Below are 22,864 nucleotides of genomic sequence, written 5' to 3'. Positions count from 1 at the left end.
GTGGCGTCCCCACGGGGATTCGAACCCCGGTCGCCACCGTGAAAGGGTGATGTCCTAGGCCTCTAGACGATGGGGACGCAGATCTCATCAATGTTCTTTTGCGACCTTTCGACGGCCTAATGCCGAAAGATTGGTGGAGCCAAGCGGGATCGAACCGCTGACCTCCTGCATGCCATGCAGGCGCTCTCCCAGCTGAGCTATGGCCCCACGTCGCTGAGGAGCGAAATAATAGCTGTGCCCCCGGGGGTTGGCAAGCGTTTGTTGCACTTTTCTTCACGTCCGTTGCGACGCCGATGTCAGCCGGGCGGCAGGCGCTGTGCGCGCAGGCGCAGCGCGTTGCTGATGACCGATACCGAACTCAGGCTCATCGCGACCGCTGCAAGCATCGGCGACAGCGAAATGCCCCACGGCACCAGCACGCCGGCCGCGACCGGAATGCCCAGGCCGTTGTAGAGGAAGGCGAAGCCGAGGTTCTGGCGCATGTTGCGCACGGCCGCACGCGACAACTGGCGCGCACGCAGGATGCCGCGCAGATCGCCCTTCACCAGCGTGACCTGTGCGCTGGACATCGCCACGTCGGTACCGGTGCCCATGGCGATGCCGACGTTCGCACTGGCCAGGGCAGGGGCATCGTTGATGCCATCACCCGCCATCGCCACGACGCGACCCTGTGCCTGCAGCTGCTGCACCAGTGCGGCCTTGTCGGCGGGACGGCTTTCGCCGTGTACTTCGTCCAGGCCGAGCGTGGATGCAACCGCCTGTGCGGTCAGCAGGCCATCACCGGTGGCCATGATGATGCGCAGGCCGTCGCGGTGCAGTGCGGCGATGGCTTCGGCGGTGGTCGATTTGATCGGATCCGCCACGGACAGCAGTCCGGCGAGCTGGCCGTCCACCGCCAGGTACATCACGCTGGCACCGCGTCGGCGCAGGGCATCGGCCTGTTCCTGCAGTGCGGCCACCTGCACCGATTGCCCGGCCATCAGAGCTGTGTTGCCCAGCCACATCGCGCGGCCCTCCACGCGACCCTGCACGCCCAGCCCGGTGATCGAATCGAACTCCTCCACCGCCAGCAGCGGCAAGCCACGGCTGCGTGCAGCGGCGACGATGGCTTCGGCCAGCGGATGCTCGCTGCCCTGGTCGAGACTGGCGGCCCACTGCAGCACCCGCGCATCCTCGAAACCATCGCTGGCATGCACGGCGTCGAACGCGGGCCGACCCTCGGTGAGCGTGCCGGTCTTGTCGATCACCAGCGTATCGACCTTGCCGAGTGCTTCGATCGCTTCGGCATCGCGGAACAGCACGCCGTGCTGCGCGGCGCGGCCGGTGGCAACCATGATCGACATCGGCGTGGCCAGCCCAAGCGCACAGGGGCAGGCGATGATCAGCACCGCCACCGCGCTCAGCACGCCATGTGTCCACGACGGCTCCGGTCCGAACAGGCCCCAGCCGAACAGCGCCAGCGCGGCCACGGCCAGCACCGCCAGCACGAACCAGTACGCCACCTTGTCAGCCATGCGCTGCATCGGCGCGCGCGAACGTTGCGCCTGTGCCACCAGCTGCACGATCTGCGCCAGCATGCTGTCGTCGCCCACGCGCTCGGCTTCGATCACCAGCGCGCCCGAACCATTCAGGGTCGCGCCGATCACGCTGTCGCCGGCCTGCTTGGTCACGGGCACGGGTTCGCCGGTCAGCATCGATTCGTCCAGCGTCGAACGGCCTTCCAGCACGCGGCCATCCACCGGCACTTTCTCGCCGGGGCGCACCCGCAGGCGGTCACCGGCCTTCACCGATGCCAGCTCAACGTCATGTTCGCTGCCATCGGCATCGATCCGCCGCGCGGTCTTCGGTGCCAGGCCCAGCAGCGCCTTGATCGCCGCCGAGGTCTTGGCCCGTGCGCGCAGTTCCATCAGCTGGCCAAGCAGGGTGAGCGAAATGATCACCGCCGCCGCCTCGAAATACACGCCCACGTGGCCGTGCTGCTGGAACGAAGGCGGGAACACGCCCGGTGCGACCGTGGCCACCACGCTGTAGCCGTAGGCGGCGATGACGCCGGTGCCGATCAGCGTCCACATGTTGGGGCTGCGGTTGCGGATCGACTGCGCCCAGCGTTCGAGGAACGGCCACCCGGCCCACAGCACCACGGGCGTGGCCAGCGCGCCTTCGATCCACACCCGCAGCGTGGGCGACAGTGCATGCAGCAACGGGGTCATCGCCAGCATCGCCAGCGCCATCGTTGCCACGCTCAGCGGCAGCGAGACCCAGAAGCGGCGACGGAAGTCGGTCAGTTCCGGATTCTCGCCATCGTCCAGGCTGGGCATCATCGGTTCCAGCGCCATGCCGCAGATCGGGCAGGTGCCGGGGCCTTCCTGCACGATTTCCGGATCCATCGGGCAGGTGTACAGCGTGCCTGCAGGCACCTCCGGTGCGACGTAGGACGACGGATCGAGATAGCGCTGGGGGTCGGCGATGAATTTCTGCCGGCAGCCGCCGCTGCAGAAGTGGTAGTCCTGGCCCTGGTGGTGGGCGTGGTGCGCGGTGCTGGCAGGATCCACGTCCATGCCGCAGACCAGGTCCTTCACCGTGGCGGTGCCAGCGGCGGGCGCCGCATGTCCGCCGCAGCAGCCACCGGCCTTCTTTGTGGCGCTGGCTGCGGGCGTGCTGCCGTCGAAGGCGGCAGGGTCGGCCAGGAAGCGTTCGCGGCAGCGTGCCGAGCAGAAATGCCAGTCACGGCCATCGTGGCTGGCATGGTGGGCGCTGGTGGCCGGGTCCACGTCCATGCCGCAGACCGGATCCTTCACCGCCAGTGGCGCCTTCTTCGCGCCGCCACAGCAGCTGCCGCCGCCCGTTGCCGTGCCGTGCGCATGTCCAGGATGCGGGTGCCCGCTGTTCATGCGTTGTCCTCGGTCAGGGCGGCGAGGATGGGGCATTGCTCCAGGTCGCCATGGCCCGGGCAGGCGTCGACCAGCTGTGACAGCGCGGCGTGCATGCGCCGCAGCTCGGCCATGCGCTGCTCGATGTCGAGCAGGCGGGCCTGTGCGGTATCGCGCACGCTGGCCATGTCCTGCTGGTGGCGATCGCTCAGCGTCAGCAGTTCGGCGATTTCCTCCAGGCTGAAGCCCAGTGCCTTGGCGCGGCGGATGAAGCGCAGGCGGCGCAGGTCCTGCTCGCCGAAGATGCGGTAGCCGCCGGCGGAGCGTGCTGCGGTGGGCAGCAGCTGCTGGCGTTCGTAGTAGCGGACGGTGTCGATCGGCACCCCGGCCTCGCGGGCCAGCTGTCCAATGTTCATGGCGCACTCCTGGATGACTGGGGTCATTGTCAACCCTGGAGTCTGGTCAAGAGTCAAGGGTTTATCGGTTTCGCCCATTCAGGTCACTTTGCAACTTTCTTCATAGCCCCGCTGTTGGGGCAGTTCCTACCCTCGCCTGAACTGGCCGCTCGACGGCCTGAACGAATGGAGGAGGGGAGTGTGGAGGGACTGAAGAACGAAGGCTTCGTCGAGGTGGCCGTGGTCGAGTACCCGGGAGGAGATCCTTCCGCAGCCTCGGTATTGGCTGAAATGGCCCATGTGGCCAACCGTCTTGCCCAGCAGCAGCGTCGCCCCAGCGCGCGCGTGCTGGTCACCCGCTGGATCGTGCCCGCCAGCCACCGCGGCGTGAACCGGGTCACCGGAGCGGACATGCTGGATGCGGCGATTCCTGCGGTGATCGCCCTGCCGGGCCAGGTCAGCCCGGTGGTTTCGGTGCGGGCCGAGGAAGTGTTGCTGGACTGGCTGCGTGCACATTACGACGGTGGCAGCCTGCTGTCGGCGGCGGCCGATGGCGTGGGCGTACTGGCGCGGGCGGGTCTGCTGGCCGGGCGTACCGTGGCGGGCCCCGACCTGCGCCGGCACCCGGGCCTGCAGGGCCAGGCCGCCAGCTGGGCGCCCAGCGAGCGCACGCTGGTCGATGATGGCGATCTGCTGACCGTGGCCGGCCCGCAGGCATGGCGCTATCTCGGCCTGCGCCTGCTGTACCGCCTGCACGGGCAAGGCGTGGCCAGCGCGGTGGCGCAGCAGCTGGGCATCGTCGTGCCGGCGGGCGTGCAGCAGGACCTGGAACGGTTCAGTGCCAATTTCGCCCACGGCGACCGTGACGTGCTCAAGGCCCAGCGCTGGCTGCACACCACGTCGGCCCGCGGGGCGACCCTGCCGTCCATCTGCGAGGTCTCCGGTCTGGAACCGCGCACCCTGCAGCGCCGCTTCCTGAAGGCCACCGGGCTGCGTCCCATCGAGTACTGCCAGCGTCTGCGGGTGGCGAAGGCGCAGACCCTGCTGCAACAGGGCGCGAGCATCGACGAGGTGGCCTGGGGCGTGGGCTATGCGGACCAGAGTGCGTTCCGCCGCCTGTTCCTGCGCATTGTCGGCATGACGCCGGCCAATTACCGCCGTCACGTGAGCTGCAAGCGTCGAGAACGCGCACTGCCGGCGCCCGCTGCGATGGCGTCTCGTGCTTTGCCGGTCGTACCCGTCACCGGGCCGACGCTCGACGCGGCCTGACCGCCATTGTCGGAGCGCGGCGCTTGCAACACAGGCGCAGCGCTCCGACCATGCAGGCCTCTGGAATGTAGTGCAGGTGAAGCAATGCCAAGTGTGGGACCGGTGCCGATGCCGGTTGTGGTGATCCTGGTCTGTCTGCTGCTGGCGATGGGCATCGCGCGGCTCTGGTCGTCGCGCCAGCCCGTGCCGCAGCGGCCCTCAGGCGCGGGCCGGGTGCTGGACATGCTGCTGGTGGGCCTGCTCTGTGGCCGCGTGTCCTTCATCGTCGCCAATTTCGCCTTCTATCGCGAAGCGCCCTGGAGCATGTTGCAGATTGCCGATGGCGGCTATCACGTGCCCGTGGTGCTGGTTGCAGCGCTTGGGTGGGGCCTCTGGAGCCTGCGCCGGCATCCTTCACTGCGTGTTCCGGTGCTGTGCAGCGCCCTTGCAGGCGCAGTGCTGTGGGGTCTGGGCAGCTACGGCCTGGCACAGTGGCAGGCCAACACGTTGTCGCTGCCGGCGGTGCAGGTGGTGGACCTGCAGGGCAAGCCGCTGGACCTGGCGCAGTTCCATGGCAAGCCGGTGGTGCTCAATCTCTGGGCAAGCTGGTGCGGCCCATGCCGGCGCGAGATGCCGGTTCTGGCCCAGGCGCAGCAGGCACACCCTGAGCTGCAGTTCGTCTTTCTCAACCAGGGCGAAAGCCTCGATGAGGTCCAGCAGTTCCTGACCGCGGAGCGCCTTGTGCTGCGCGACGTGCTGCTGGATGAGCCTGCCGCTGCCTCGACCGTGCTGGGCGTGCGGGCCTATCCCTCGACCCTGTTCTTCGATGCGCAGGGGCGCCTGCAGGATCTGCACCTGGGTGAACTGACCCACGCCGGTCTTGAACACAAACTGCGCAGGCTGCGGTAGCCTGCGCGGGCATTTCCCTCTGGAGTTCACATGCTGTCGATTTCCCTGCGCACCGCGCCTGCGGTCCTGATCCTGCCGATGCTGCTGGCCATTACCGCCTGCAGCCAGGCACAGACGCCGCCGGCCAAGACGCCTGCCGGGACTGCTGCGGCGGCCCCTGCGGCAGGCAAGGGTGAGCGTCCTGCGGTGCTGAAGGGCATCGAGAAGCACGGCTTCGAAGTCATTTCCGAGTTCGATGCGCCGGGTGGCCTGCGTGGCTTCGCCGGCGTGGTCGGCGGCCAGCAGCCGGCGGCGGCCTATGTCACTGCCGATGGCAAGCATGTGCTGGTGGGCAGCCTGTTCGATGCCGAGGGCAACGACGTGGCCGCCGAGGCGGTGGAGAAGCTGGTGGCCGCGCCGATGTCGGCCAAGATGTGGTCCAAGCTGGAAGGCAGTGCCTGGGTACGTGACGGAAAGGCCGATGCACCGCGCGTGGTTTATACCTTCAGTGACGCAAACTGCCCGTATTGCCACAAGTTCTGGGAAGCGGCACGTCCGTGGGTGGATGCAGGCAAGGTGCAGCTTCGCCACATCATGGTTGGCGTGATCCGCGAGGACAGCCCGGCCAAGGCCGCAGCCATCCTGTCCGCGCGCGACCCCAGCGCCGCGCTGCTGGACAACGAACACCAGTTCGACCGGGGTGGCATCAAGCCGCTGCCGAGCATCAGCCGCGAAGTGGCGGGCAAGCTGGATGCAAACCAGGTGCTGATGGTGGAAATGGGCTTCCAGGGCACGCCGGGCATCCTGTTCCAGAACGAGCAGGGCAGCGTCGAACGCCGCGCCGGCCTGCCGCAGGGCGATGACCTGCAGAAGGTGCTCGGCCCGCGCTGAGGACGTTCCCGCACCGCAGTCGAATGACAGCAGGCCCGCATGGCAACGTGCGGGCCTGTTGCGTTCTGTCACCCGGCCTGGTGCAGGTAGTACTCCACCGGCACCACCAGTTCCTGCGGTGCGTTCATCTCATCAGGAATGGGGGGCAGCGGTTGTGCGCGGCGGAAGGTCTGCAGCGCGGCTTCATCCAGCAGTGGCTGGCCGCTGGACTGCTCCAGGCGCAGGGCAAGCAGGCTGCCTGTGCGGTCCAGGCTGACCCGTACCCAGGCCGTGCCCTGCTGGCGCCGCGCGCGCGCGGTAGCGGGGTAGAAGCGATAGCGTTGCAGTCGCGCCATCAGCCGGGCCTCCCACTGGTCGCTGGCGGCGCCGGCCTGCAGCTCCGCAGGGGGGGCGTCCGGTGTGGGCGGTGCGGCGGCAACCGAGGCCGTGGCCGGCGCGGCGTTGGTGCTCGCGGCAGGCGGGGCAACCAGCAGCGGTAGGCGACCGCTGCCGCCGGTTTCGCTGGCCGCGCGTTCGCCTTCGCGCGCAGCCGTGGGCAACGGCGGCGGCGGCGCTTTGCTGGGCTGTGGCGCGCTGGCCTGCTGCGCTGGGCGGGGCGTATCGGCGTGGCGCTCCTCCACCGGCTGCGGCGGCGCAGCCGGTGCCAGCAGGCGCAGGCTGATGCGCATGTCCTGCTCCGGCGGCGGCGGTGCCGCCGGGGTCACCACCCAGTGCACGAGCAGCAACAGCGGCAACAGGTGCAGGCCGACGCTGATGGCGACGGCCTGCCAGTGGCCGCTGCGCTCACTCATCGGCGGTCACCCAAAGCAGATCGGCGTCGCCAACGTCGAGGGATTCGCCCGCCGCGGCCAAGGCGATCACCAGCGCCGGTGTGGCCGGCGGCAGGTAGCCGGGCACGCCGGTGCCGCGCAGCACGTGCCAGCGGCCGGCGACCAGCAGGGCGGGTGCGGGCGACGTCGCCAGTACCTGGGCCATGCGCGTGTCGCGTGCCTGCTGCACGGCAAGCATGCCCTCCAGCATCGGCGCGGCCCCGGCATGCTGGGCCAGCACGACTGCTGACAACCGCTGGCGCGCGTCGGCTACCGGGAAGCGGACCGGCTCAGTCGATGCCAGCAGCGCATCGACTTCGGCACGCGACAGGTTGCCGCCGTGCAGGGCAATGCCTGCAGCGCAGGCGTCCTGCACCAGGCCGCCATAGGCCTGCCAGGGCCAGCGGCTGTCCCAGCCCAGCAGTTCCTGCAGGCGGCTGCCGTCGGCCCGGTTGCCCTTCGCCAGCCAGCGTTGCACGCGCTGCAGGCGCGCCTGGCGTTCCTGCGCGATCATCTCCAGCACCAGCGCGCCCTGTGGCCGCTGCCGCTGCAGGGCCGCGATCAGCCAGCGCTGCGCGGCGTGGTCGGCCTCGACATCGTGGCGCTCGCCCAGCAGCACGCGCTGCGCCCCGGCCACGCGCTGCGTGAAGCCCGCCTCATCCAGCGCCTGCCCCGTGGCCAGGTCGATGACGCGTCCCGGCATCGGCTGCGCCCCGGCCATGCCTGCCAGTGCGAGCAGGCACAGCAGCAGCCAGCGGCGCTCAGAACGCCACATTGACGCCCATCGAGACCGTCCGTCCACGGCCGTTGCCGCGATCCAGGATCGGGCTGAAGATGCTGTCGATCGAGGCATTGTTGTCATAGGCTTTGTTCTGCAGGTTTTCGATGTTCAGCCACAGCGTGGTATTGGCCTGGGGCTTGAAGCTGGCGTAGAAATCCAGCAGCACGCCGGTGCCGCCGGTCTTGCGGGTCTGGAAGAAGTCGTAGCCTTCCTCGGTGGGGCCGGAGTACTCGGCACGCACGCCGGCCTGCACGCGCTGCTGCCACCAGCTGCCACCCACGTCCAGCGTCCAGTAGCGGTCGGGCAGGGCGGTGATGTCTTCCAGGTTGACGTATTCGATGGTGGGCGCGCTGGTGTGCGACCGTGTCCAGCTCAACGTGGCGTGGTAGTGCTCGCTGGCGTAGTGGGCTTCCAGTTCGATGCCACGCATGCGCACGATGCCGGGCTGGTTCATCCAGCGGGTGGTGGTGGTGAAGTCATCGGCATCGAGCACGTCGGTCCAGGCACTCAACTGCTCGTCGCTGTCGATGGCCACCACCAGCGGCGCCACTTCCGGCGGATGCACCACCAGCAGGTACTGCGGCTTGATGTAGTCGCGGATGCGGTTGTCGAAGCGGGTGACCCGCAGCTGGGCCAGGTCGCCGTCGACCAGCAGCGAGTCGGTACTGAGGTTGGCGCCGAACTGCAGGTTGCGCGAACGCTCGCGGCGCAGGAACGGATTGGCGCCCACGCCATCGGCGTCGCTCATGCCTTCCAGCGGGATCTTCTCGAAGAACATCTCCTGCACGCGCGGCGCGCGCGAGGTGCGCGAGGCTTCAACGAACAGCTGCAGCCAGTCGGTGGCCTGCACCGAGAACGCGAGGCTGGGGCTGAGCGCATGCTGGGTGCGGCGCACGTCGATGTCGCCGCCACCGATGTCCGCACACTGGCCCGGCACATCCGAACAGACCGGGATGTGGCCGCTGATGCCATACCGTTCCTGGCGCAGGCCAGCGGTCAAGGCGTAGCGGTCATGCTGCAGTTCAAGCGTGCTGAACACGCTGTCCAGCTGGCTGCGGCCCTGCGGGTTGGCGCCGCGCAGGGTGGGGGTGTCGGCCACGAAGATGTCCGACTGGTGCTTGACGCCGGTGTTCCAGCGCGCCTGCACCGGGCCGATCTCGAAGCGGCTGGTGTTGTCCGCGGTCCAGCTGCTCAGGCTGCTGTGCGTGCGTCGGCCGATGTAACTGGAATCCTCCACCGGCGGGTAATACAGATGCGTCTTGTTGCCGGCGAAGGTGACGCGCACGTCCAGCCACGGCGTGTAGGGCGTGTAGTGGTAACTGGCGCGCTGGTTGCGCGCGGAAATCTGCCACGGGTAGTTGTGGTAGAAGTCGTTTTCATAGTGCATGTGGCTCAGGTCCAGCCGGTGCTGGTCGCTGGGCTGCAGGCGCGCCTTCAGCAGCCAGCTGCTGGGTTGCTGGCTGGCCGGGTCGGCGCTGTTCTTCTGTCCATTGGCGGTTGCGTACTCGCCGCTGCGGCTGCTGCTGGCCGCTGCCAGCAGGCCGAACTGGCGGTCGCCACCGTCCTCGCTGTGGCGCCAGGCGCCGGCGAACGTGCGGCCATCGCCGTAGCCGTTGTTGCCGTGGCGGTAGCCGGCGCGCAGGCCCCAGTCGCGGCCTTCGGCCAGCAGATCGTCGATGTCCAGCGTGCGGAAGTTGGCACTGCCGGCCAGCGTGCCGGCGCCGTCAGCACCGGCCACCGCGCCGCGCTGCACGTCAACGCCGGCCAGCAGGAACGGATCGACATAGGCGAACGGACCGCCGGAGCCATGCCCGGCGTTGTTGCGGAAGGTCTGGGTCACGCCGTCGATCATGGTGTTGACCCGGCCGGCGCCGGTCATGCCGCGGATGTTGACCTGCAGCCCCGGCTGGCTGCGGGAGTGGAAGCTGTGGCTGCCGGGCATCGAGCGCAGCAGGCTGTTGCCGTCCTGGCGCTCGGCCATGGCAACGCGCTCGCTGCCGACCTTGGGGGTGAAGCCGTCGGCGTGGGGGGCGACGTACTGGCTGGTGCCGGCACCGGCAGCCGGCCCGCGCGAGGTGTCGCTCTGCACGCGCAGCGGACCGGTACGGCGGCTGCCGTCGTCGCGCTGGGGCGGCGCGGGTTCCAAGGTGGCATGGCGGGCGTCGATGAAGCGCGGTCGCAGGGAGCTGCCGGCCAGCAGGCGGGTCAGCGCCTGGGCGTCATCGAAGTCACCCTGCAGGGCGGGGGCCACATGGCCGGCGGGGAGTGCGGTGGCCCTCACCAGATCCACGCCTGTGAGGCGGCTGTAGGCATCCAGTGCCTGGGCCAGCGGCTGCGCGGGCAGATCGTAATGGCGTGTGGCCGCCTGTGCGCGGGCGGGTGCAGGCAGCAGTGGCAGGGCGCCGGCACACGCCAGCGAGAGGGCAAGAACGAGGGGGCGGTGGCACAGCATCGAAGGCTCCAGGGGATGACGCAGGGCGTCGTTCACCTGGGTAGACGCGGCGGCAGGGCCGATGTCAGGGTGCATCGCGCGGCTCGTCGTGCGGCGCCACCCAGACCTGCACGTCACCGGGCAGGCGCAGCACGCGCACGTGCAGCTGCGTGGCCAGCTGGTCACGGGTTTCGGCAGCGCCATCGGCATTGCCGAGCAGGGTCACCGGTTGCTGGCGGAGTGCGCGGCCGATGATCCAGGTGTGGCCGCCGTGCCAGGCATCCAGCCCCAGTGCGACCTTGGCCAGCGGTGCCGAGACCCAGTGCAGGCGTCGCTCGCGCCACGCCAGTGCGCCGCTTTCCATCTCAGTGGCTGCGCTCGTGCCGTTGCCATCGAAGCGCATCTGCTGGCCTTCCTCCGCCTCGGCGTGGCCCGGGCCGCTGTCCACCCGTACCGTGTGCTCGGTGACGGCGACCCTGCTGGCGTGCTCGCCCACGGCGACATCGAAGGCGGTGCCCAGCGCGGTCACGGTGCCGTGGGGTGTGTGCACCTGGAAGGGCCTGCCGGTGTCGGTGGCGACCTTGAACCAGGCCTGGCCGTGCTGCAGCTGCAGCTGGCGACGCGTGCCATCGATGCGCACGTGTACCTCGCTGCCGGGCGCAAGCTGCAGGTGCGAGCCATCAGCCAGGATTTCGTCACGGATCTGTCCGGCGGCCGTGCGTACCACCTGCGCGGCGGGCGTGGTCACATGGCGGCTGTACAGGCCCAGCGCACACAGCAGCAGGACCGCGATGCCGGCGTCGCGCAGGCGGCGACGCTGCCGCCGCTGCTGCTGCCGCTGCATGCTGGGCAGGCCCGTGCCGGCCTGCCAGAGCGCCTGCAGGTGCTGGTACTGCGCGGCGTGGCGCGGGTCGGCCGCATACCAGCGGGCGAAGGCGTTCTCGTCGCGGTGGCCGTCGTGGCCATCCAGCCACCAGCGGGCGGCTTCCTGGGCAATGGCGTCGTGGCTCACGCCTGCGGTACCTGCTGCACGGCGACCAGTGCACGCAGCAGGTGGCCGTGCGCGGTCTGCCGGGTGATGCCAAGCAGGCGCCCAATCTCGGCCAGCCCCATCTGCTCCACCCGTGCCAGCAGGAAGACCTGGCGCGACCGCGCCGGCAGGGCGGCGATGATCGCGTCGAGATGGCGCAGTTGCTCGGCGTCGAGCAGGCGCTGTTCGGGCAGCGGCGCGGGGTCGGCGATGGCCAGCAGCTGGGCGTCGTCCAACGCTTCTTCGCGACGGCGCGTGCGCTGCCGGTAGTGGTCGGCGATCAGGTTGTGGGCGACGCGGTACAGGTAGGCGCGGCCGTTGCCCAGCAGTCCGCTGGCCGCGACCTTGATGACGCGCAGCCAGGCTTCCTGGACGAGGTCATCGGCGTCGCTGCGTTGCGGGAGTTTGCGGCGGACGTGGGCATGCAGCGGCCGGTAATGGGCTGCGCACAGATGCGCGACATCCGTCGGTTCGACAGGCGTGGACACAAGGCGGGCGGGGGCAGTGTGGAGGAACAGCCCGCGGCGGCAAGGGCAGCGGCTGCACCTTACAGTAAAGGAGAATCATTTGCATCATCGCGACCTGGTTTGGCCTGGCCGGGTGCGGACGGGCGTCCGGTCAGGGGCCGCGGCTGGCGCTTCGCAGCTGCAGCAGCAGGCGGTGCGCCGGGAACGTGCGCAGCGTCGGGTGCCGGGATCGGTAGTAGGCGTTCCAGTAGCTCGCTGCGCGCTGGATGCAGCGATCCACGAAGGCAGGGTTCGCTCGGACCAGGGGCAGGTAGGCAGCCAGGCCGATCTGCTGCGCCTGCTGTTCGACGGCTACGGCGATCTCCTCGACGTACTCGCCGAGCAGCGCAAGGTGGAAGGCCAGGACCCACGGTGCCGATGCCGCGCCCAGCGTTTCAAGCGCGTGCTGGCGCAGATGGCCGTCCGGGTGGCGCGTCGCCAGGCAGAGGCACAGCAGGCGCGCGTCGCCCTGCAGCGAGGAGGCGAGGCGCATCAAGCGTGTGCCATCGGCATAGAGGCGGCAGGGGAAGCGCAGTGCTTCTCCGTCGAGCTGGATCTGGTGCTGGGCAAGGTTCGGGTGGGGCGTTGCCTCGATGCGGCGCAGGCGGTGCTGCAGATCGGTGGCGATGTCGCGCAGAGGGACGGGTACGTCGAGCATCGGTCGAGTATCGCCGCTCCCGGCGGCCGGGCCAATGGCGAGGCCAGGCCGTTCAGAGCGGCCGGTACTGGATCTGTGCCGCCAGCACGCGCAGGCCATCGGCGCCACTGGACAGGATGCGCTCTTCGCCCACGCCCTTCAGGCGCTGCAGCTGGAAACCTTCTTCGGCGGGCAGGCGCGCGGCGAGGGCGTCCAGATGCTGCAGGGCGCCTGGGCCCTCGCAGTCGAACTGGCCCCAGTACTGGCCGTGGCGGTGGATGGTCAGGCGGTAGTGCATTACGGGGTCTCCGGCAGGTGCTGCAACCACTGCGCGAACATGGCGTTGGCTGCAGCGGCCAGCGGCGCGCCATAGCGACGGGCCTGCGCGCGCAGGTCGTTGGGGTCGATGCCGGCCTGGGCCAGTTCGAGGGTGTGGCCGATCAGCCAGCGCTCGAACTGGCGCGCATCCAGTTCCGGATGGCATTGCAGGGCGAGGGCATGGAGGCCGACCGCGAAGGCCTGGTGGCGGCAGGCCGGCGTGCTCGCCAGGCGCTGCGCACCCTCGGGCAGCTCGAAGGCTTCGCCATGCCAGTGCAGCACCGGGATGCCCTGCAGGGCGTGCAACGGCGAGCGTTGGCCGTCTTCGGTCAGCAGCAGCGGGGCAAAGCCGATTTCCTTGCCGCCACTGGCCGCAACCGTGGCGCCCAAGGCGCGCGCCATCAACTGCGCGCCCAGGCAGATGCCCAGTGTCGGTCGCTGCTGCTGCAGGCGGCGTTCCAGAAGGGCGATGCTGTCGGCCACGAACGGGTAGAGGGCCGTGTCATTGGCGCTGATCGGGCCGCCGAGCACGACCAGCAGGTCCGCGTGTTCGGCGGGCTCCAGCGGATCGACGCCGGCCTGCAGTACCTGCACGGCCCAGCCCTGCGCGTGCAGCAGGGGCTGCAGCGTGCCCAGGTCTTCGAAGGCAACGTGCTGCAGCACGACGGCGTGCCTGCCGGCAGGGGTCGTCATGCGGGTTCCCCGGTGCTGGGCCAGTAGAAGCTGTCCGGTGTCGCGCGCGCGCCGAAGATCGCCTGGCCGACGCGGACCACGGTGGCACCTTCTTCGATGGCGACCTCGAAATCACCGGACATGCCCATCGACAGCTGCGACAGATCGATGCCTGCCGGTGCGGTCTGCTGCAGCTGGTCGCGCAGTTCGCGCAGGCGCACGAAGCAGGCGCGTACGCGTTCGATCTCGGGGGTGAAGATGGCCAGGGTCATCAGCCCGCGCACGCGCAGGCGGTCGAAGGCGGGCAGCTGCTGTACGAAGGCCGCGACGGCATCCGGTTCCAGGCCGTACTTGCTGGGTTCGGCCGAGGTGTTCACCTGTACGAACACATCCAGGACGCGGTCTTCCAGTTGCAGCCGTTGCTGCAGGGCCTCGGCCACGCGCAGGCTGTCCAGTGCCTGGAATTCGCTGGCGAAGCGGGCGACATAGCGGGCTTTGTTGGTCTGCAGGTGGCCGATGACCGACCAGTGCACGCCGAGGTCGGCCATCGACTCGGCCTTGCGCTGGGCTTCCTGCACCTTGTTCTCGCCCAGCGCGTGGCAACCGGCGGCCACGGCCATGCGGATGCGGGCTTCGTCGACGGTCTTGCTGACCGGCAGCAGGCGCACGCTGGCCGGGTCGCGGCCGGCGCGGCTGCAGGCCGTGGCGATGCGTTGGCGCACGGTGACCAGGTTGGCAGCGATCTGTTCGACGGACTGGGCGACGGGCCAGTCGGCGGCGGCAAGGGGCATGGGGGACCTCCAGTGCGGGTGGCCAGGGTGGGATACACTGGCACAGGACAAGGCTTAGTTTGGCATAGGACAAAATGAAAATCACCGGGCGTAGCGCCGAGGCCATCTTCGACAGCATCCGTGAGGGAATCGGCAGTGGCCAGCTGGCGGCGGGCAGCGTGCTGCCGCCGGTGCGTGAACTGGCCGAGCGGTTGGGCGTGAACCGCAATACCGTGGCGGCCGCCTACAAGCGGCTGGACGGTGCCGGCCTGGCCAGCACTGCCGGCCGCCGCGGCACGGTGGTGCGCGGGCCGGCACAGGCCATGGCCCGTGAGGGCAGCGCCCCAGGCCTGGCCCTGCGCGACCTGGCCGGCGGCAACCCGGACCCGCGCCTGCTGCCGGTGTTGCGCCTGCAGGCTGCTGCCCCCCGGCTGTACGGGGCGGACACGGTGGATGCGCGGATGCAGCGCCTGGCCCGTGCCTCGCTGGACCCGCATTGCCCGACCGGCTATGCGCTGGAACTCACCCATGGTGCGGTGGATGGCATCGAGCGCCTGCTGGCGGCGTGGCTGCTGCCGGGCGACCGTATCGCCGTGGAGGATCCGTGCTTCCTCGGCAGCCTGAACGTGCTGGCGGCGGGCGGGCATGCGGTGCTGCCGGTGGCGGTGGACGCGCACGGCATGCAGGTGGAGGCGCTGCGCGCTGCGCTGGAGGCCGGTGCACGGGCGGTGCTGCTGACCCCGCGCGCACACAACCCCACCGGCGCCAGCCTGGATGCGAAACGGGCGCGGGCGCTGCGCCAGCTGCTGGCGGGCTACCCGCAGGTGGCGGTACTGATCGACGATCACTATGCGCTGCTTTCGCAGCAGCCCTACCACTCGGTGCTGCCGGCCGATGACCGCCGCTGGGCGCTGCTGCGTTCGCTGTCCAAGGCGCTGGGGCCGGATCTGCGCCTGGCGTGGCTGGGCTGCGACGCCGCCACCGCCAGCCGCCTGCGCCTGCGCCTGGCTGCCGGTACGGGCTGGGTCAGCCATCTGCTGCAGGATGCGGCCAGCGCCGTGCTGGAATCGGCACCGCAGCGGGCGAAGATCACGGCGGCAGGCGAGCGGTACCAGCAGCGGTTGCAGTCGCTGCAGGCACAGCTGCGCGAACGCGGGTTGCAGACGCCGCTGTCGATGGAGGGGCTGAACCTGTGGCTGCCACTGCCGGATGACAGCCACGCGCAGGTGCTGGCACTGGCGGCCCGCGGCTGGCATGTGCGCGGGGGTGAAGTGTTTGCGGTGGCGGCGCCGGCACATGGGCTGCGCATCACCTGCGCGGCGCTGGGGACGACCGAGCTGCGCAGGCTGGCTGATGACCTGGTGGCGGTGTGCGGCTTGTAGCGTCGAGCTTGCTCGACGTCGTTTGGATTGTAGAAGCGGAAGTCGAGCATGGCTCGACTCTACAGAAACATTTCCGGGCGATCAGGGCGCGGCGTTGGCGCCCGGCCGCACGTAGTAGGTCTGGCCGGTGTCGTCCAGGAACACCAGTTCCGGCTTGCCCTGCCACGAGGTGAGCATGGCGCCGGTGTTGTTCTGGTGGCGCACCATCAGGCTGGCACCGCGATCGGGGTTGGCCACGACCTTGAACACTTCAGTGGTGCCACTGGCATCGTCCAGGGTCAGCAGCGCTTCACCACCTCGGTCGCTGGTGCCATAGGCGCCGCGTTCGGATCCGTCCGGCCCGAGCAGGATCATGCCCGACAGTGCGGTCGCACGCGGGCTCTGCGGTTTGCCCTTGCTGAGCGGGTCGGGCACGGGAGCGCCGAGGATGACGCGCGCCTGGCCCTTCTCATCGTGGATGACCAGGCCACGGGCTTCGATCACACGTTGTGGCGATTGGCTGTGATGCAGGTTCCAGGCGGTCCAGCCGGAAACGAGCAGGGCGAGGGTCGAAACCCCCAGCGTGGTCAGCATCAGTGCGCGGGCCATCGTTCGTCCTTCCTTGGATGTGCCGACGATAGCGGATGCAAAAGCGGATGGGTAGGGCCGCGCGGTCAATGGAAATCGCGGCTGTGGCTGCGCAGGCCCTGCAGCAGTTCGTCCAGGCACAGCATGCGCTGCACGATCACGTGCTGCACGCCATCGACGCGTTCCAGGCGGCCGTCGATCTGCATCAGCTGGGTATCGACCAGCACGCGGTGCTGTCGGTCGGCCACGTGCCGCCAGACCACGGCGTTGACCATGCCGGTCTCGTCTTCCAGCGTGAGGAACGTGACCCCGCTGGCGGTCTGCGGGCGCTGCCGCATGCGTACCAGCCCGGCGATGCGGACGCGGCGTCCATGGCCGTGGCCGCCCAGCTGTGCAGCGTCCAGGCACCCGCGGCTGCGCAGTTGCGCGCGCAGGAAGCTGATCGGGTGGCGGCCGAGCGTGGTGCCGGTGCTGCGGTAATCGGCCTGCATGTCTTCCCACGCACTGGGCAGCGGCAGCGCCACGCGTGCCTCGGCGGTGGCACGGGCCTGGTCGAACAGCGGCAGCCGGTTTTCCACGCCGGAAATATCCCAGCGCGCACGATGGCGATGCCCGCTGAGCCCGCGCAGCGCGCCGGCGTCGGCCAGCAGCCCCTGCTGGCGGCGGTCCAGCCCGGTGCGCTGGCACAGGTCGCCGACATCGTCGAACGGGCGCCGCGCGCGCTCGTGCATCAGCGCCTGCACGGCGGTTTCGCTGCAGCCATCGACCAGGCGCAGGCCAAGCCGGATCGCCGCCGGGCCCTTGCTGAAATCCAGGGTGCAGTCCCAGTCGCTGTGGCGCACGTCCACCGGCAGCACCGTGATGCCATGCCGGCGCGCGTCCTGCAGCAGCTGGTCGGGGCTGTAGAAGCCCAGCGGCTGGCTGTTGATGAGGCTGGCGGTGAATGCAGCCGGGTGGTGGCACTTCAGCCAGCAGCTGGCATAGGTGAGCAGGGCGAAGCTGGCGGCATGGCTCTCGGGAAAACCATAGCTGCCGAAGCCCTTGATCTGCTCAAACAGGCGCTCGCCGAACTCCAGGCTGTAGCCGCGGTCGAGCATGCCGGTCAACAGTTTTTCGCGATGCGGCTCCAGCCCGCCATGGCGTTTCCACGCGGCCATCGAGCGGCGCAGTGCATCGGCCTCGCCGGCACTGTAGCCGGCGGCATCCACGGCCAGCTGCATCACCTGTTCCTGGAACAGCGGCACGCCCAGGGTGCGCGCGAACACGCGTTCCAGCTGCGGCGGATAGAGTGGGTTTTCCGGGTCGTTCAAGGCTTCCGGGCCCTGTTCGCGGAGGATCCGCCGGCGCTCCAGGTAGGGGTGCACCATGTCGCCCTGGATCGGCCCCGGGCGCACGATCGCCACTTCGATCACCAGGTCGTAGAAGGTGCGCGGCTGCATGCGCGGAAGCATCGCCATCTGCGCGCGCGACTCGATCTGGAACACGCCGATGGTTTCCGCGGCGCAGATCATGTCGTAGGTGGGGCCGTCCTCGTCTGGAATCGCATCCATGCGCCCTGCGTGCAGGCCGTGCTGCTGCAGCATGGCCAGGCACTTGCGGATGGCGGTGAGCATGCCCAGCGCCAGGCAGTCGACCTTCATCAGGCCGGTGGCATCGAGGTCATCCTTGTCCCACTGGATGACGGTGCGCCCGGCCATGGCCGCGTTTTCCACCGGTACGAGGGTGGACAGCGGGTGTTCGGAAATGACGAAGCCACCCGGGTGCTGGGACAGGTGGCGGGGGAAGTCGATCAGCTCTCCGGTGAGTGACAGCAGCCGCCGCATCAGCGGTGTGTCCGGATCGAAGCCGCGTTCGCGCAGGGTGTCCGGCAGCGGGATGTTGCCGCCCCAATGATCCATCGCTGCGCCCAGCTCGTTCACCTGGTCCATCGGCAGACCGAGCGCACGGGCGACATCGCGGATCGCGCTGCGGCCGCGGTAGCTGATCGCCACGGCGGTCAGCGCGGCGCGCTCGCGGCCATAGCGGTTGAACACGTACTGCAGCACTTCCTCGCGGCGCTCGTGTTCGAAATCGATGTCGATATCCGGCGGCTCATCACGTTCATCGGAAATGAAACGCTCGAACAGCAGGTTGCTGCGCGCCGGGTCGATCTCGGTGACGCCCAGCACGAAGCACACCGCCGAATTGGCCGCCGAGCCGCGGCCCTGGCAGAGGATCTTCTGCTCGCGGGCGAAGCGGACGATGTCCTGCACGGTGAGGAAGTAGGAGGCGTAATTCTTCTTGGCGATCAGGGCCAGTTCGTGCTCGATCTGCTTGCGCTGCGCCGGCTGGATGCCCCACGGCCAGCGCTCGGGAATGCCCTTTTCCACCAGCGCACGCAGCCAGCTGTCCGGGGTCTCCCCTTCGGGCACCAGCTCGCGCGGGTAGGTGTACTGCAACTGGTCCAGGGTGAAGTGGCAGCGCTCGGCGATGCGCAGGGTCTCGGCCAGCAGCTCGGGCGGATACAGCCTGGCCAGCGCGCTGCGCGGGCGCAGGTGGCGCTCGCCATTGGGAAACAGCCGCCAGCCGGCTTCGGCCACGCTGCAGCGGTGGCGGATCGCGGTCAGCGTGTCCTGCAGGGCGCGGCGGCGGCGCACGTGCATGTGCACATCGCCGCTGGCCACCAGTGGCAAGGCGTGGCGTTCGCCGAAGGCCTGCAGCTGCTGCAGGCGGCGCACATCGTCGTGTTCGTGGTGCAGTTCCACGGCCAGCCACAGGCGATCGTTGAAGGCGGTGCGCAGCGTCAGCAGGTGGCTGGCATCGGGCTGCCGGTCCAGCCACAGGCACAGCAGGCCCTCGGCCAGGCCGTGCAGGTCTTCGCGCAGGCAGCGGTATTCGCCCTTGCCTGCGCGCCGCCGGCAGGTGGTGATCAGCTGGCAAAGGCCGGCATAGGCCTCCTGGTCGGTGCACAGCAGGGCGATCTTCGGCCCGTCCTCGACCTGGAATTCGGCGCCGACGACCAGCGCCACGCCGTGCGTCTTCGCCGCCTGCCAGGCCCGCACGATGCCGGCCAGCGAACACTCATCGGTGATCGCAACGGCGCGGTAGCCCTGGCCGGCGGCGCGCGCGAACAGCTCGTCGGCGGTGGACGCGCCGCGCTGGAAACTGAAGGCCGACAGGCAGTGCAGTTCGGCATAGGCAGGGGACGTGGCGTGCATGGCGGTTCAACCGAACCAGCCGTGCAGCATCCACGGTGCATGCGGGTCGTTGCGCGGGCGGAAGGCCCAGCCGCGCTGGCCGTGCGCGGTCTCCACCACGTAGTAGTCGCGGCGCGCATCGGCGTGGTCCCACCAGCCCGATTCGATCCGTTCCGGCCCGGCGATGATGCGCAGGCGCGGGTCACGCAGCGGCTGCGGTGCCTCCAGCAGCCAGCCGGGCCGCAACGGCCAGTACGCAGGGGGCTTGGCCGCCGGCTGGGTGCCGCTGGCACATTCGGGGCGATGGTCGGCCTGCACCGCCAGTGGCTGCACGGCATCATCGCCAAGGCGCGCCCGCAGGCGCTCGCGCAGCTGGGTCCACGGCATCGCCTGCGCCGGGCGGGTGTCGAACAGATCGCGTGCGGCCGGCACGAACGGCGGCAGGTGTTCGGCCTGCAGGCGCAGCGCCCGGCTGCCGGCAGGCAGGGCGAAGGCCTCCATGCGGTTGCGGGCGATCTCGAACAGCAGCGCGGCATCGCGTTCGGGCGCCAGCAGGCCGATGGTCAGGACGCTGGCCGGCAGCAGGTCGTGTTCGAAATACAGGTCGAAGCGCTGCACGCCCCCATCGCGCGAACACAGGAACGCAGCCAGGTCCAGCAGCAGGCGGCGCAGCGGAAACAGCAGCGCCTGGCTGGATTCGATCTCGTACTCGAATTCGATGCGTGCATCGAAACGGTCAGGAGGCTGGTAGTAGCGCAGTGGCGCGGTGGGCAGGCCGCGCAGCGCATCCAGCTGCTGCAGTACATCGGGTGCGAAGCGCCGGGCCAGGCTGTCGCGCGGCAGTTCGAGCACCGCGCCCAGCGTGCGCAGGCCGGAGCGGCCCAGCACGGTGACCGCCTCGGCGGGCAGCCCGCAGCGTGACAAGGGCAGCGGCGCCAGCAGGGCCGGCAACTGCTGCGCATCGATGCCCAGGCCGTCGTGCACGTTGGCCAGCACGCGCGCGGCATGCGGGGTGGGCGCGGCCACCAGGCGGTGGCGGAAGCCCAGTTCGTGCAGGCCATCGCGCAGGCGTTTCTCGATCTTCAGCCAGTCACCGAACAGGGCACGGCTGGCGCCGATTTCCATCACCAGCGCATGCGGAAAATCGAGGCTGACCTGCGAACTGTAGGCGTAGGCCCAACTGGCCAGCAGCTGGCGGGTCTGCTGCTCGGCGCTGGGGTCGTAGTCGTGCAGCTGCATGTCCTGCACCAGCACCTGTGCGGCCGACAGCAGCATGCCCGGGCGCAGGCCGGCCGCGCGTGCTGCCGGGCTGACCGCGCGCAGCACGCGGCGCTGCGCCGGCCCCTGCAGCAGCACCAGCGGCCGCTGCGGGTCCGGCTGCAGGCGCAGCACGCTGTCCAGCGCCAGCTGCGGCAACAACAGGCAGGCCCAGTGCATGGCGCGGCCTCAGTGGGCAACGGCCAGCGGCAGCGGTTGCGCCGGTGGCAAGCCGCCGCGGCACTTCAGTACCCGCACCTGGCCGTGGTCGAGCTGCAGGCGCAGGCTGGCCGGCGAGGGATTGCGCGCGGCGCGCACGTCGCGGAACACGAAGCCCAGGCACTGGCCGCTGTCGGCGGCAACCTGCAGGCGGCGCAGCGAGCGGTCATCGGCCTGCTGCGGCTGCGGCCAGCACAGCACCGCCGCACAGGCGGCCGAGCGCAGGCATTGTTCGGCCGCCCACAGGGCCTGCTTCGGCGTGGCGTGGATGATCTGCAGCTGGGCCAGGTCCAGCCCGGCCGCGGCCCATGCCGGGGCGTGCGGGCGGTAGGGTGGGGCGACCAGCACGATGGGCCGGTCGCGCTGGCTCAGCCTGGCCAGCGCCGGCCAGACCAGGGCCAGTTCACCCACGCCGGGGGCGTCCTGCAGTACCTCGCACAGGCCGCTGGCGGGCCAGCCGCCGCCGGGCAGGCGGGCATCCAGCGCCGGGTGGCCGCTGGCCAGGTGGTCGCTGGCCGGCCCATTGCGCGCCGGGCCACGCCACAGCTGTCGGCCGTCCAGCAGGCGGTCGAGCGCGACGACGGCACCCATCAGCCGGTCCCCCGGGGGAGGGGCCAATCAGGCTGGAAGCGACAGAAATGGGCGGAAACGGCTGGCATGGAGCGAGTGTCGGCAGACCGGCATCAGGGGCTGGGACCAGACATGCTACTCGCCTTGTGAGTAGAATTACTAATGAAATTGGAGGGTCGGGTTTCAGGTTGCTGAAGCGGTAAAGCATCCACGCATGGCGTGGATCTACCAGGCCGATGAGTAGATCCACGCCATGCGTAGATGGGCAAAAGGCGACCGAATCAGTAGATCCACGCCATGCGTGGATAGGCAAAAGGCGACCGAATCTGTAGATCCACGCCATGCGTGGATAGGGCAAAAGTGCGCCGCCGACGATCCAGGCCGGCGGCTACCCGCTCATCGGTGCTGCCTGGTTACGGGTGCACTGGCAGCGCAACCGGACGCAGCGGCGCGGCATCGCCGCCGCGGATCTTCAACGGGCCGCCGATGAAGGCGAACTCGTAGACCTTGTCGCGGGCCAGTTCGTCCAGCGCCACCAGTTCGATGATCGGTGCGCCCTGCTGGGCCAGCAGGTAGGTGTGCAGTGGCACGTAGTCGTCGGCCACCTCCGAGGGGAAAGTCTCGAAGCTGAGGTTGTCGGCACCGACGATCATCGCGCCGCTGTCTTCGACCAGGAAGCGCGCCGCGTCCAGGCCCATGCCCGGCGGATTGGCCATGTACGCCTTCGGCTGTTCGAACAGGCGCATGCGGCCGGTGCGGATCAGCACGATGTCACCCTGCTGCAGCTTCACCTTCTGGCGTGCCAGCGAATCCTTCAGGTCCTGGCGGGTGACCCGGTAGCTGTCCGGCAGCATGTCCACGCCCTTGGCCCCGGCCACGTCGATCAGCACGCCACGCGCGATCAGTGGCGGGAACTTCTCGATGCCGGTGACGTTCCAGCCGCGGTCGCCGAGATGCTGGTCGGCCTCGAAGCCGTTCCAGATCTTCCCGTGGATGCCGAAGTGGTTCAGCGCATCGATGTGGGTGCCGGTGTGGCTGTACATCGAGAACGCGGTGCCGGTGTAGCTGCGGGTGAGGTTCATGGTCTCGCCCACGCCCATCGGGTCGTCCATCACCGTGCCGCGCGGGGTATGGGTCATCCAGAACTGGTAGTGCGGGTCACCGGCGTCCTGCCAGCTGGGCATGCCGACGTAGTACTCGGTAGCCAGGTCATAGGCCTTGCCGCCGCTGACCCGCGACAGGATCGCCGCGCGCGAAGCCTCGGTGATCAGGTTGAGGCGGCCGATCTCATCCTCCGGCCCCCAGGGGCTGGTACCGACCTGCTGGCCGGAGGGAACGTGTTCATGCGCATGCACGGTGGTGGAGGCGGCGGTGCTGGCCAGCAGCAGGGCCAGCGCGGTGGCCACGGGACGTGGGGTCATGGGGGAATCTCCTTGCAGGGTGGGGG

The 22,864-nt window shown here is 69.5% G+C and carries 20 protein-coding genes and 2 tRNA genes; 4 read left to right on the top strand and 18 right to left on the bottom strand.

Annotation, left to right across the window (positions count from 1 at the left end; all coding sequences use genetic code 11):
* Window position 1 precedes the first annotated feature (1 nt).
* The 4 genes from AC3WL7_RS19310 to AC3WL7_RS19295 form a co-directional block, all read right to left on the bottom strand.
* A tRNA-Glu gene (locus AC3WL7_RS19310) sits at window positions 2-77 on the bottom strand.
* A 54-nt stretch (window positions 78-131) separates the two neighbouring features.
* A tRNA-Ala gene (locus AC3WL7_RS19305) sits at window positions 132-207 on the bottom strand.
* An 89-nt stretch (window positions 208-296) separates the two neighbouring features.
* Window positions 297-2,891: a heavy metal translocating P-type ATPase gene (locus tag AC3WL7_RS19300; RefSeq protein ID WP_492752537.1), complete on the bottom strand. Its 2,595-nt coding sequence runs from the start codon at window positions 2,889-2,891 to the stop codon at window positions 297-299.
* A complete protein-coding gene (locus tag AC3WL7_RS19295; RefSeq protein ID WP_492752535.1) occupies window positions 2,888-3,286 on the bottom strand; it encodes a heavy metal-responsive transcriptional regulator in 399 nt (132 codons plus the stop codon). Before AC3WL7_RS19295 ends, AC3WL7_RS19300 begins: the two co-directional genes overlap by 4 nt.
* A 180-nt stretch (window positions 3,287-3,466) precedes the next feature.
* Between AC3WL7_RS19295 and AC3WL7_RS19290 the strand changes: the two genes are divergently transcribed.
* The 3 genes from AC3WL7_RS19290 (at window position 3,467) to dsbG (ending at window position 6,292) form a co-directional block, all read left to right on the top strand.
* Window positions 3,467-4,534: a GlxA family transcriptional regulator gene (locus tag AC3WL7_RS19290; RefSeq protein WP_295518953.1), complete on the top strand. Its 1,068-nt coding sequence runs from the start codon at window positions 3,467-3,469 to the stop codon at window positions 4,532-4,534.
* Between the two features lie 84 nt (window positions 4,535-4,618).
* Entirely contained in the window at window positions 4,619-5,422 is an 804-nt protein-coding gene (locus tag AC3WL7_RS19285; RefSeq protein WP_492752534.1) for a TlpA family protein disulfide reductase, read from the top strand.
* Window positions 5,423-5,452: 30 nt separating this feature from the next.
* The gene (gene dsbG, locus AC3WL7_RS19280; protein ID WP_079222265.1) at window positions 5,453-6,292 is read left to right on the top strand and encodes a thiol:disulfide interchange protein DsbG; all 840 of its coding nucleotides are present in this window, start codon (window positions 5,453-5,455) and stop codon (window positions 6,290-6,292) included.
* A gap of 68 nt (window positions 6,293-6,360) precedes the next feature.
* On the opposite strand, the gene AC3WL7_RS19275 is transcribed toward dsbG, so the two are convergent.
* The 9 genes from AC3WL7_RS19275 to AC3WL7_RS19235 all read right to left on the bottom strand — a co-directional run bounded on the left by AC3WL7_RS19275 (window position 6,361) and on the right by AC3WL7_RS19235 (window position 14,267).
* On the bottom strand, window positions 6,361-7,083 hold the full coding sequence (locus tag AC3WL7_RS19275; RefSeq protein ID WP_492752531.1) for an energy transducer TonB family protein: 723 nt from the start codon (window positions 7,081-7,083) through the stop codon (window positions 6,361-6,363).
* Entirely contained in the window at window positions 7,076-7,876 is an 801-nt protein-coding gene (locus AC3WL7_RS19270; protein ID WP_492752529.1) for a ChaN family lipoprotein, read from the bottom strand. The genes AC3WL7_RS19275 and AC3WL7_RS19270 overlap by 8 nt, the downstream gene beginning before the upstream one ends.
* Window positions 7,863-10,334, bottom strand: coding sequence for a TonB-dependent receptor (locus tag AC3WL7_RS19265; protein ID WP_492752527.1), 2,472 nt, complete (start codon window positions 10,332-10,334; stop codon window positions 7,863-7,865). The genes AC3WL7_RS19270 and AC3WL7_RS19265 overlap by 14 nt, the downstream gene beginning before the upstream one ends.
* Window positions 10,335-10,398: 64 nt before the next feature.
* Window positions 10,399-11,325: a FecR family protein gene (locus AC3WL7_RS19260; protein ID WP_492752524.1), complete on the bottom strand. Its 927-nt coding sequence runs from the start codon at window positions 11,323-11,325 to the stop codon at window positions 10,399-10,401.
* Complete coding sequence (locus AC3WL7_RS19255) at window positions 11,322-11,831, bottom strand: RNA polymerase sigma factor (protein WP_492752523.1); 510 nt, start codon at window positions 11,829-11,831, stop codon at window positions 11,322-11,324. The genes AC3WL7_RS19260 and AC3WL7_RS19255 overlap by 4 nt, the downstream gene beginning before the upstream one ends.
* A 130-nt stretch (window positions 11,832-11,961) precedes the next feature.
* On the bottom strand, window positions 11,962-12,507 hold the full coding sequence (locus tag AC3WL7_RS19250) for a hypothetical protein (RefSeq protein ID WP_492752521.1): 546 nt from the start codon (window positions 12,505-12,507) through the stop codon (window positions 11,962-11,964).
* 52 nt (window positions 12,508-12,559) lie between these two features.
* On the bottom strand, window positions 12,560-12,784 hold the full coding sequence (locus tag AC3WL7_RS19245) for a hypothetical protein (protein ID WP_108758561.1): 225 nt from the start codon (window positions 12,782-12,784) through the stop codon (window positions 12,560-12,562).
* A complete protein-coding gene (locus AC3WL7_RS19240; RefSeq protein ID WP_492752519.1) occupies window positions 12,784-13,497 on the bottom strand; it encodes a glutamine amidotransferase in 714 nt (237 codons plus the stop codon). Before AC3WL7_RS19240 ends, AC3WL7_RS19245 begins: the two co-directional genes overlap by 1 nt.
* Window positions 13,494-14,267 (bottom strand): YggS family pyridoxal phosphate-dependent enzyme, encoded by a 774-nt coding sequence (locus tag AC3WL7_RS19235; RefSeq protein WP_492752517.1) that lies wholly within the window; start codon window positions 14,265-14,267, stop codon window positions 13,494-13,496. Before AC3WL7_RS19235 ends, AC3WL7_RS19240 begins: the two co-directional genes overlap by 4 nt.
* 74 nt (window positions 14,268-14,341) lie before the next feature.
* Between AC3WL7_RS19235 and ptsJ the strand changes: the two genes are divergently transcribed.
* A complete protein-coding gene (gene ptsJ / locus AC3WL7_RS19230; protein WP_492752515.1) occupies window positions 14,342-15,628 on the top strand; it encodes a MocR-like B6 salvage transcription factor PtsJ in 1,287 nt (428 codons plus the stop codon).
* Between the two features lie 81 nt (window positions 15,629-15,709).
* Here ptsJ and AC3WL7_RS19225 read toward each other — a convergent pair whose 3' ends face one another.
* The 5 genes from AC3WL7_RS19225 to AC3WL7_RS19205 all read right to left on the bottom strand — a co-directional run bounded on the left by AC3WL7_RS19225 (window position 15,710) and on the right by AC3WL7_RS19205 (window position 22,838).
* Complete coding sequence (locus tag AC3WL7_RS19225) at window positions 15,710-16,216, bottom strand: hypothetical protein (protein WP_108746886.1); 507 nt, start codon at window positions 16,214-16,216, stop codon at window positions 15,710-15,712.
* Window positions 16,217-16,281: 65 nt separating this feature from the next.
* Entirely contained in the window at window positions 16,282-19,392 is a 3,111-nt protein-coding gene (locus AC3WL7_RS19220; protein WP_492752514.1) for an error-prone DNA polymerase, read from the bottom strand.
* A 6-nt stretch (window positions 19,393-19,398) separates the two neighbouring features.
* Window positions 19,399-20,808: a Y-family DNA polymerase gene (locus AC3WL7_RS19215; RefSeq protein ID WP_313141901.1), complete on the bottom strand. Its 1,410-nt coding sequence runs from the start codon at window positions 20,806-20,808 to the stop codon at window positions 19,399-19,401.
* Window positions 20,809-20,817: 9 nt separating this feature from the next.
* Window positions 20,818-21,438: a translesion DNA synthesis-associated protein ImuA gene (imuA, locus tag AC3WL7_RS19210; protein ID WP_108746884.1), complete on the bottom strand. Its 621-nt coding sequence runs from the start codon at window positions 21,436-21,438 to the stop codon at window positions 20,818-20,820.
* Between the two features lie 392 nt (window positions 21,439-21,830).
* Window positions 21,831-22,838: a cyclase family protein gene (locus AC3WL7_RS19205; RefSeq protein WP_492752512.1), complete on the bottom strand. Its 1,008-nt coding sequence runs from the start codon at window positions 22,836-22,838 to the stop codon at window positions 21,831-21,833.
* Window positions 22,839-22,864: the final 26 nt, after the last annotated feature.

The sequence above is a fragment of the Stenotrophomonas sp. FW305-3-2-15-E-LB1 genome (assembly GCF_058787375.1).
This window is presented reverse-complemented; position numbering and strand designations above follow the sequence as displayed.

Excerpts from the sequence above, each read along its gene's own strand:
- AC3WL7_RS19300 (WP_492752537.1), bottom strand. The coding sequence starts at position 2,891 with ATGAACAGCGGGCACCCGCATCCTGGACATGCGCACGGCACGGCAACG.
- AC3WL7_RS19295 (WP_492752535.1), bottom strand. The coding sequence starts at position 3,286 with ATGAACATTGGACAGCTGGCCCGCGAGGCCGGGGTGCCGATCGACACC.
- AC3WL7_RS19285 (WP_492752534.1), top strand. The coding sequence starts at position 4,619 with ATGCCAAGTGTGGGACCGGTGCCGATGCCGGTTGTGGTGATCCTGGTC.
- dsbG (WP_079222265.1), top strand. The coding sequence starts at position 5,453 with ATGCTGTCGATTTCCCTGCGCACCGCGCCTGCGGTCCTGATCCTGCCG.
- AC3WL7_RS19275 (WP_492752531.1), bottom strand. The coding sequence starts at position 7,083 with ATGAGTGAGCGCAGCGGCCACTGGCAGGCCGTCGCCATCAGCGTCGGC.
- AC3WL7_RS19270 (WP_492752529.1), bottom strand. The coding sequence starts at position 7,876 with ATGTGGCGTTCTGAGCGCCGCTGGCTGCTGCTGTGCCTGCTCGCACTG.
- AC3WL7_RS19265 (WP_492752527.1), bottom strand. The coding sequence starts at position 10,334 with ATGCTGTGCCACCGCCCCCTCGTTCTTGCCCTCTCGCTGGCGTGTGCC.
- AC3WL7_RS19250 (WP_492752521.1), bottom strand. The coding sequence starts at position 12,507 with ATGCTCGACGTACCCGTCCCTCTGCGCGACATCGCCACCGATCTGCAG.
- AC3WL7_RS19245 (WP_108758561.1), bottom strand. The coding sequence starts at position 12,784 with ATGCACTACCGCCTGACCATCCACCGCCACGGCCAGTACTGGGGCCAG.
- AC3WL7_RS19240 (WP_492752519.1), bottom strand. The coding sequence starts at position 13,497 with ATGACGACCCCTGCCGGCAGGCACGCCGTCGTGCTGCAGCACGTTGCC.
- AC3WL7_RS19235 (WP_492752517.1), bottom strand. The coding sequence starts at position 14,267 with ATGCCCCTTGCCGCCGCCGACTGGCCCGTCGCCCAGTCCGTCGAACAG.
- ptsJ (WP_492752515.1), top strand. The coding sequence starts at position 14,342 with ATGAAAATCACCGGGCGTAGCGCCGAGGCCATCTTCGACAGCATCCGT.
- AC3WL7_RS19225 (WP_108746886.1), bottom strand. The coding sequence starts at position 16,216 with ATGGCCCGCGCACTGATGCTGACCACGCTGGGGGTTTCGACCCTCGCC.
- AC3WL7_RS19220 (WP_492752514.1), bottom strand. The coding sequence starts at position 19,392 with ATGCACGCCACGTCCCCTGCCTATGCCGAACTGCACTGCCTGTCGGCC.
- AC3WL7_RS19215 (WP_313141901.1), bottom strand. The coding sequence starts at position 20,808 with ATGCACTGGGCCTGCCTGTTGTTGCCGCAGCTGGCGCTGGACAGCGTG.
- imuA (WP_108746884.1), bottom strand. The coding sequence starts at position 21,438 with ATGGGTGCCGTCGTCGCGCTCGACCGCCTGCTGGACGGCCGACAGCTG.
- AC3WL7_RS19205 (WP_492752512.1), bottom strand. The coding sequence starts at position 22,838 with ATGACCCCACGTCCCGTGGCCACCGCGCTGGCCCTGCTGCTGGCCAGC.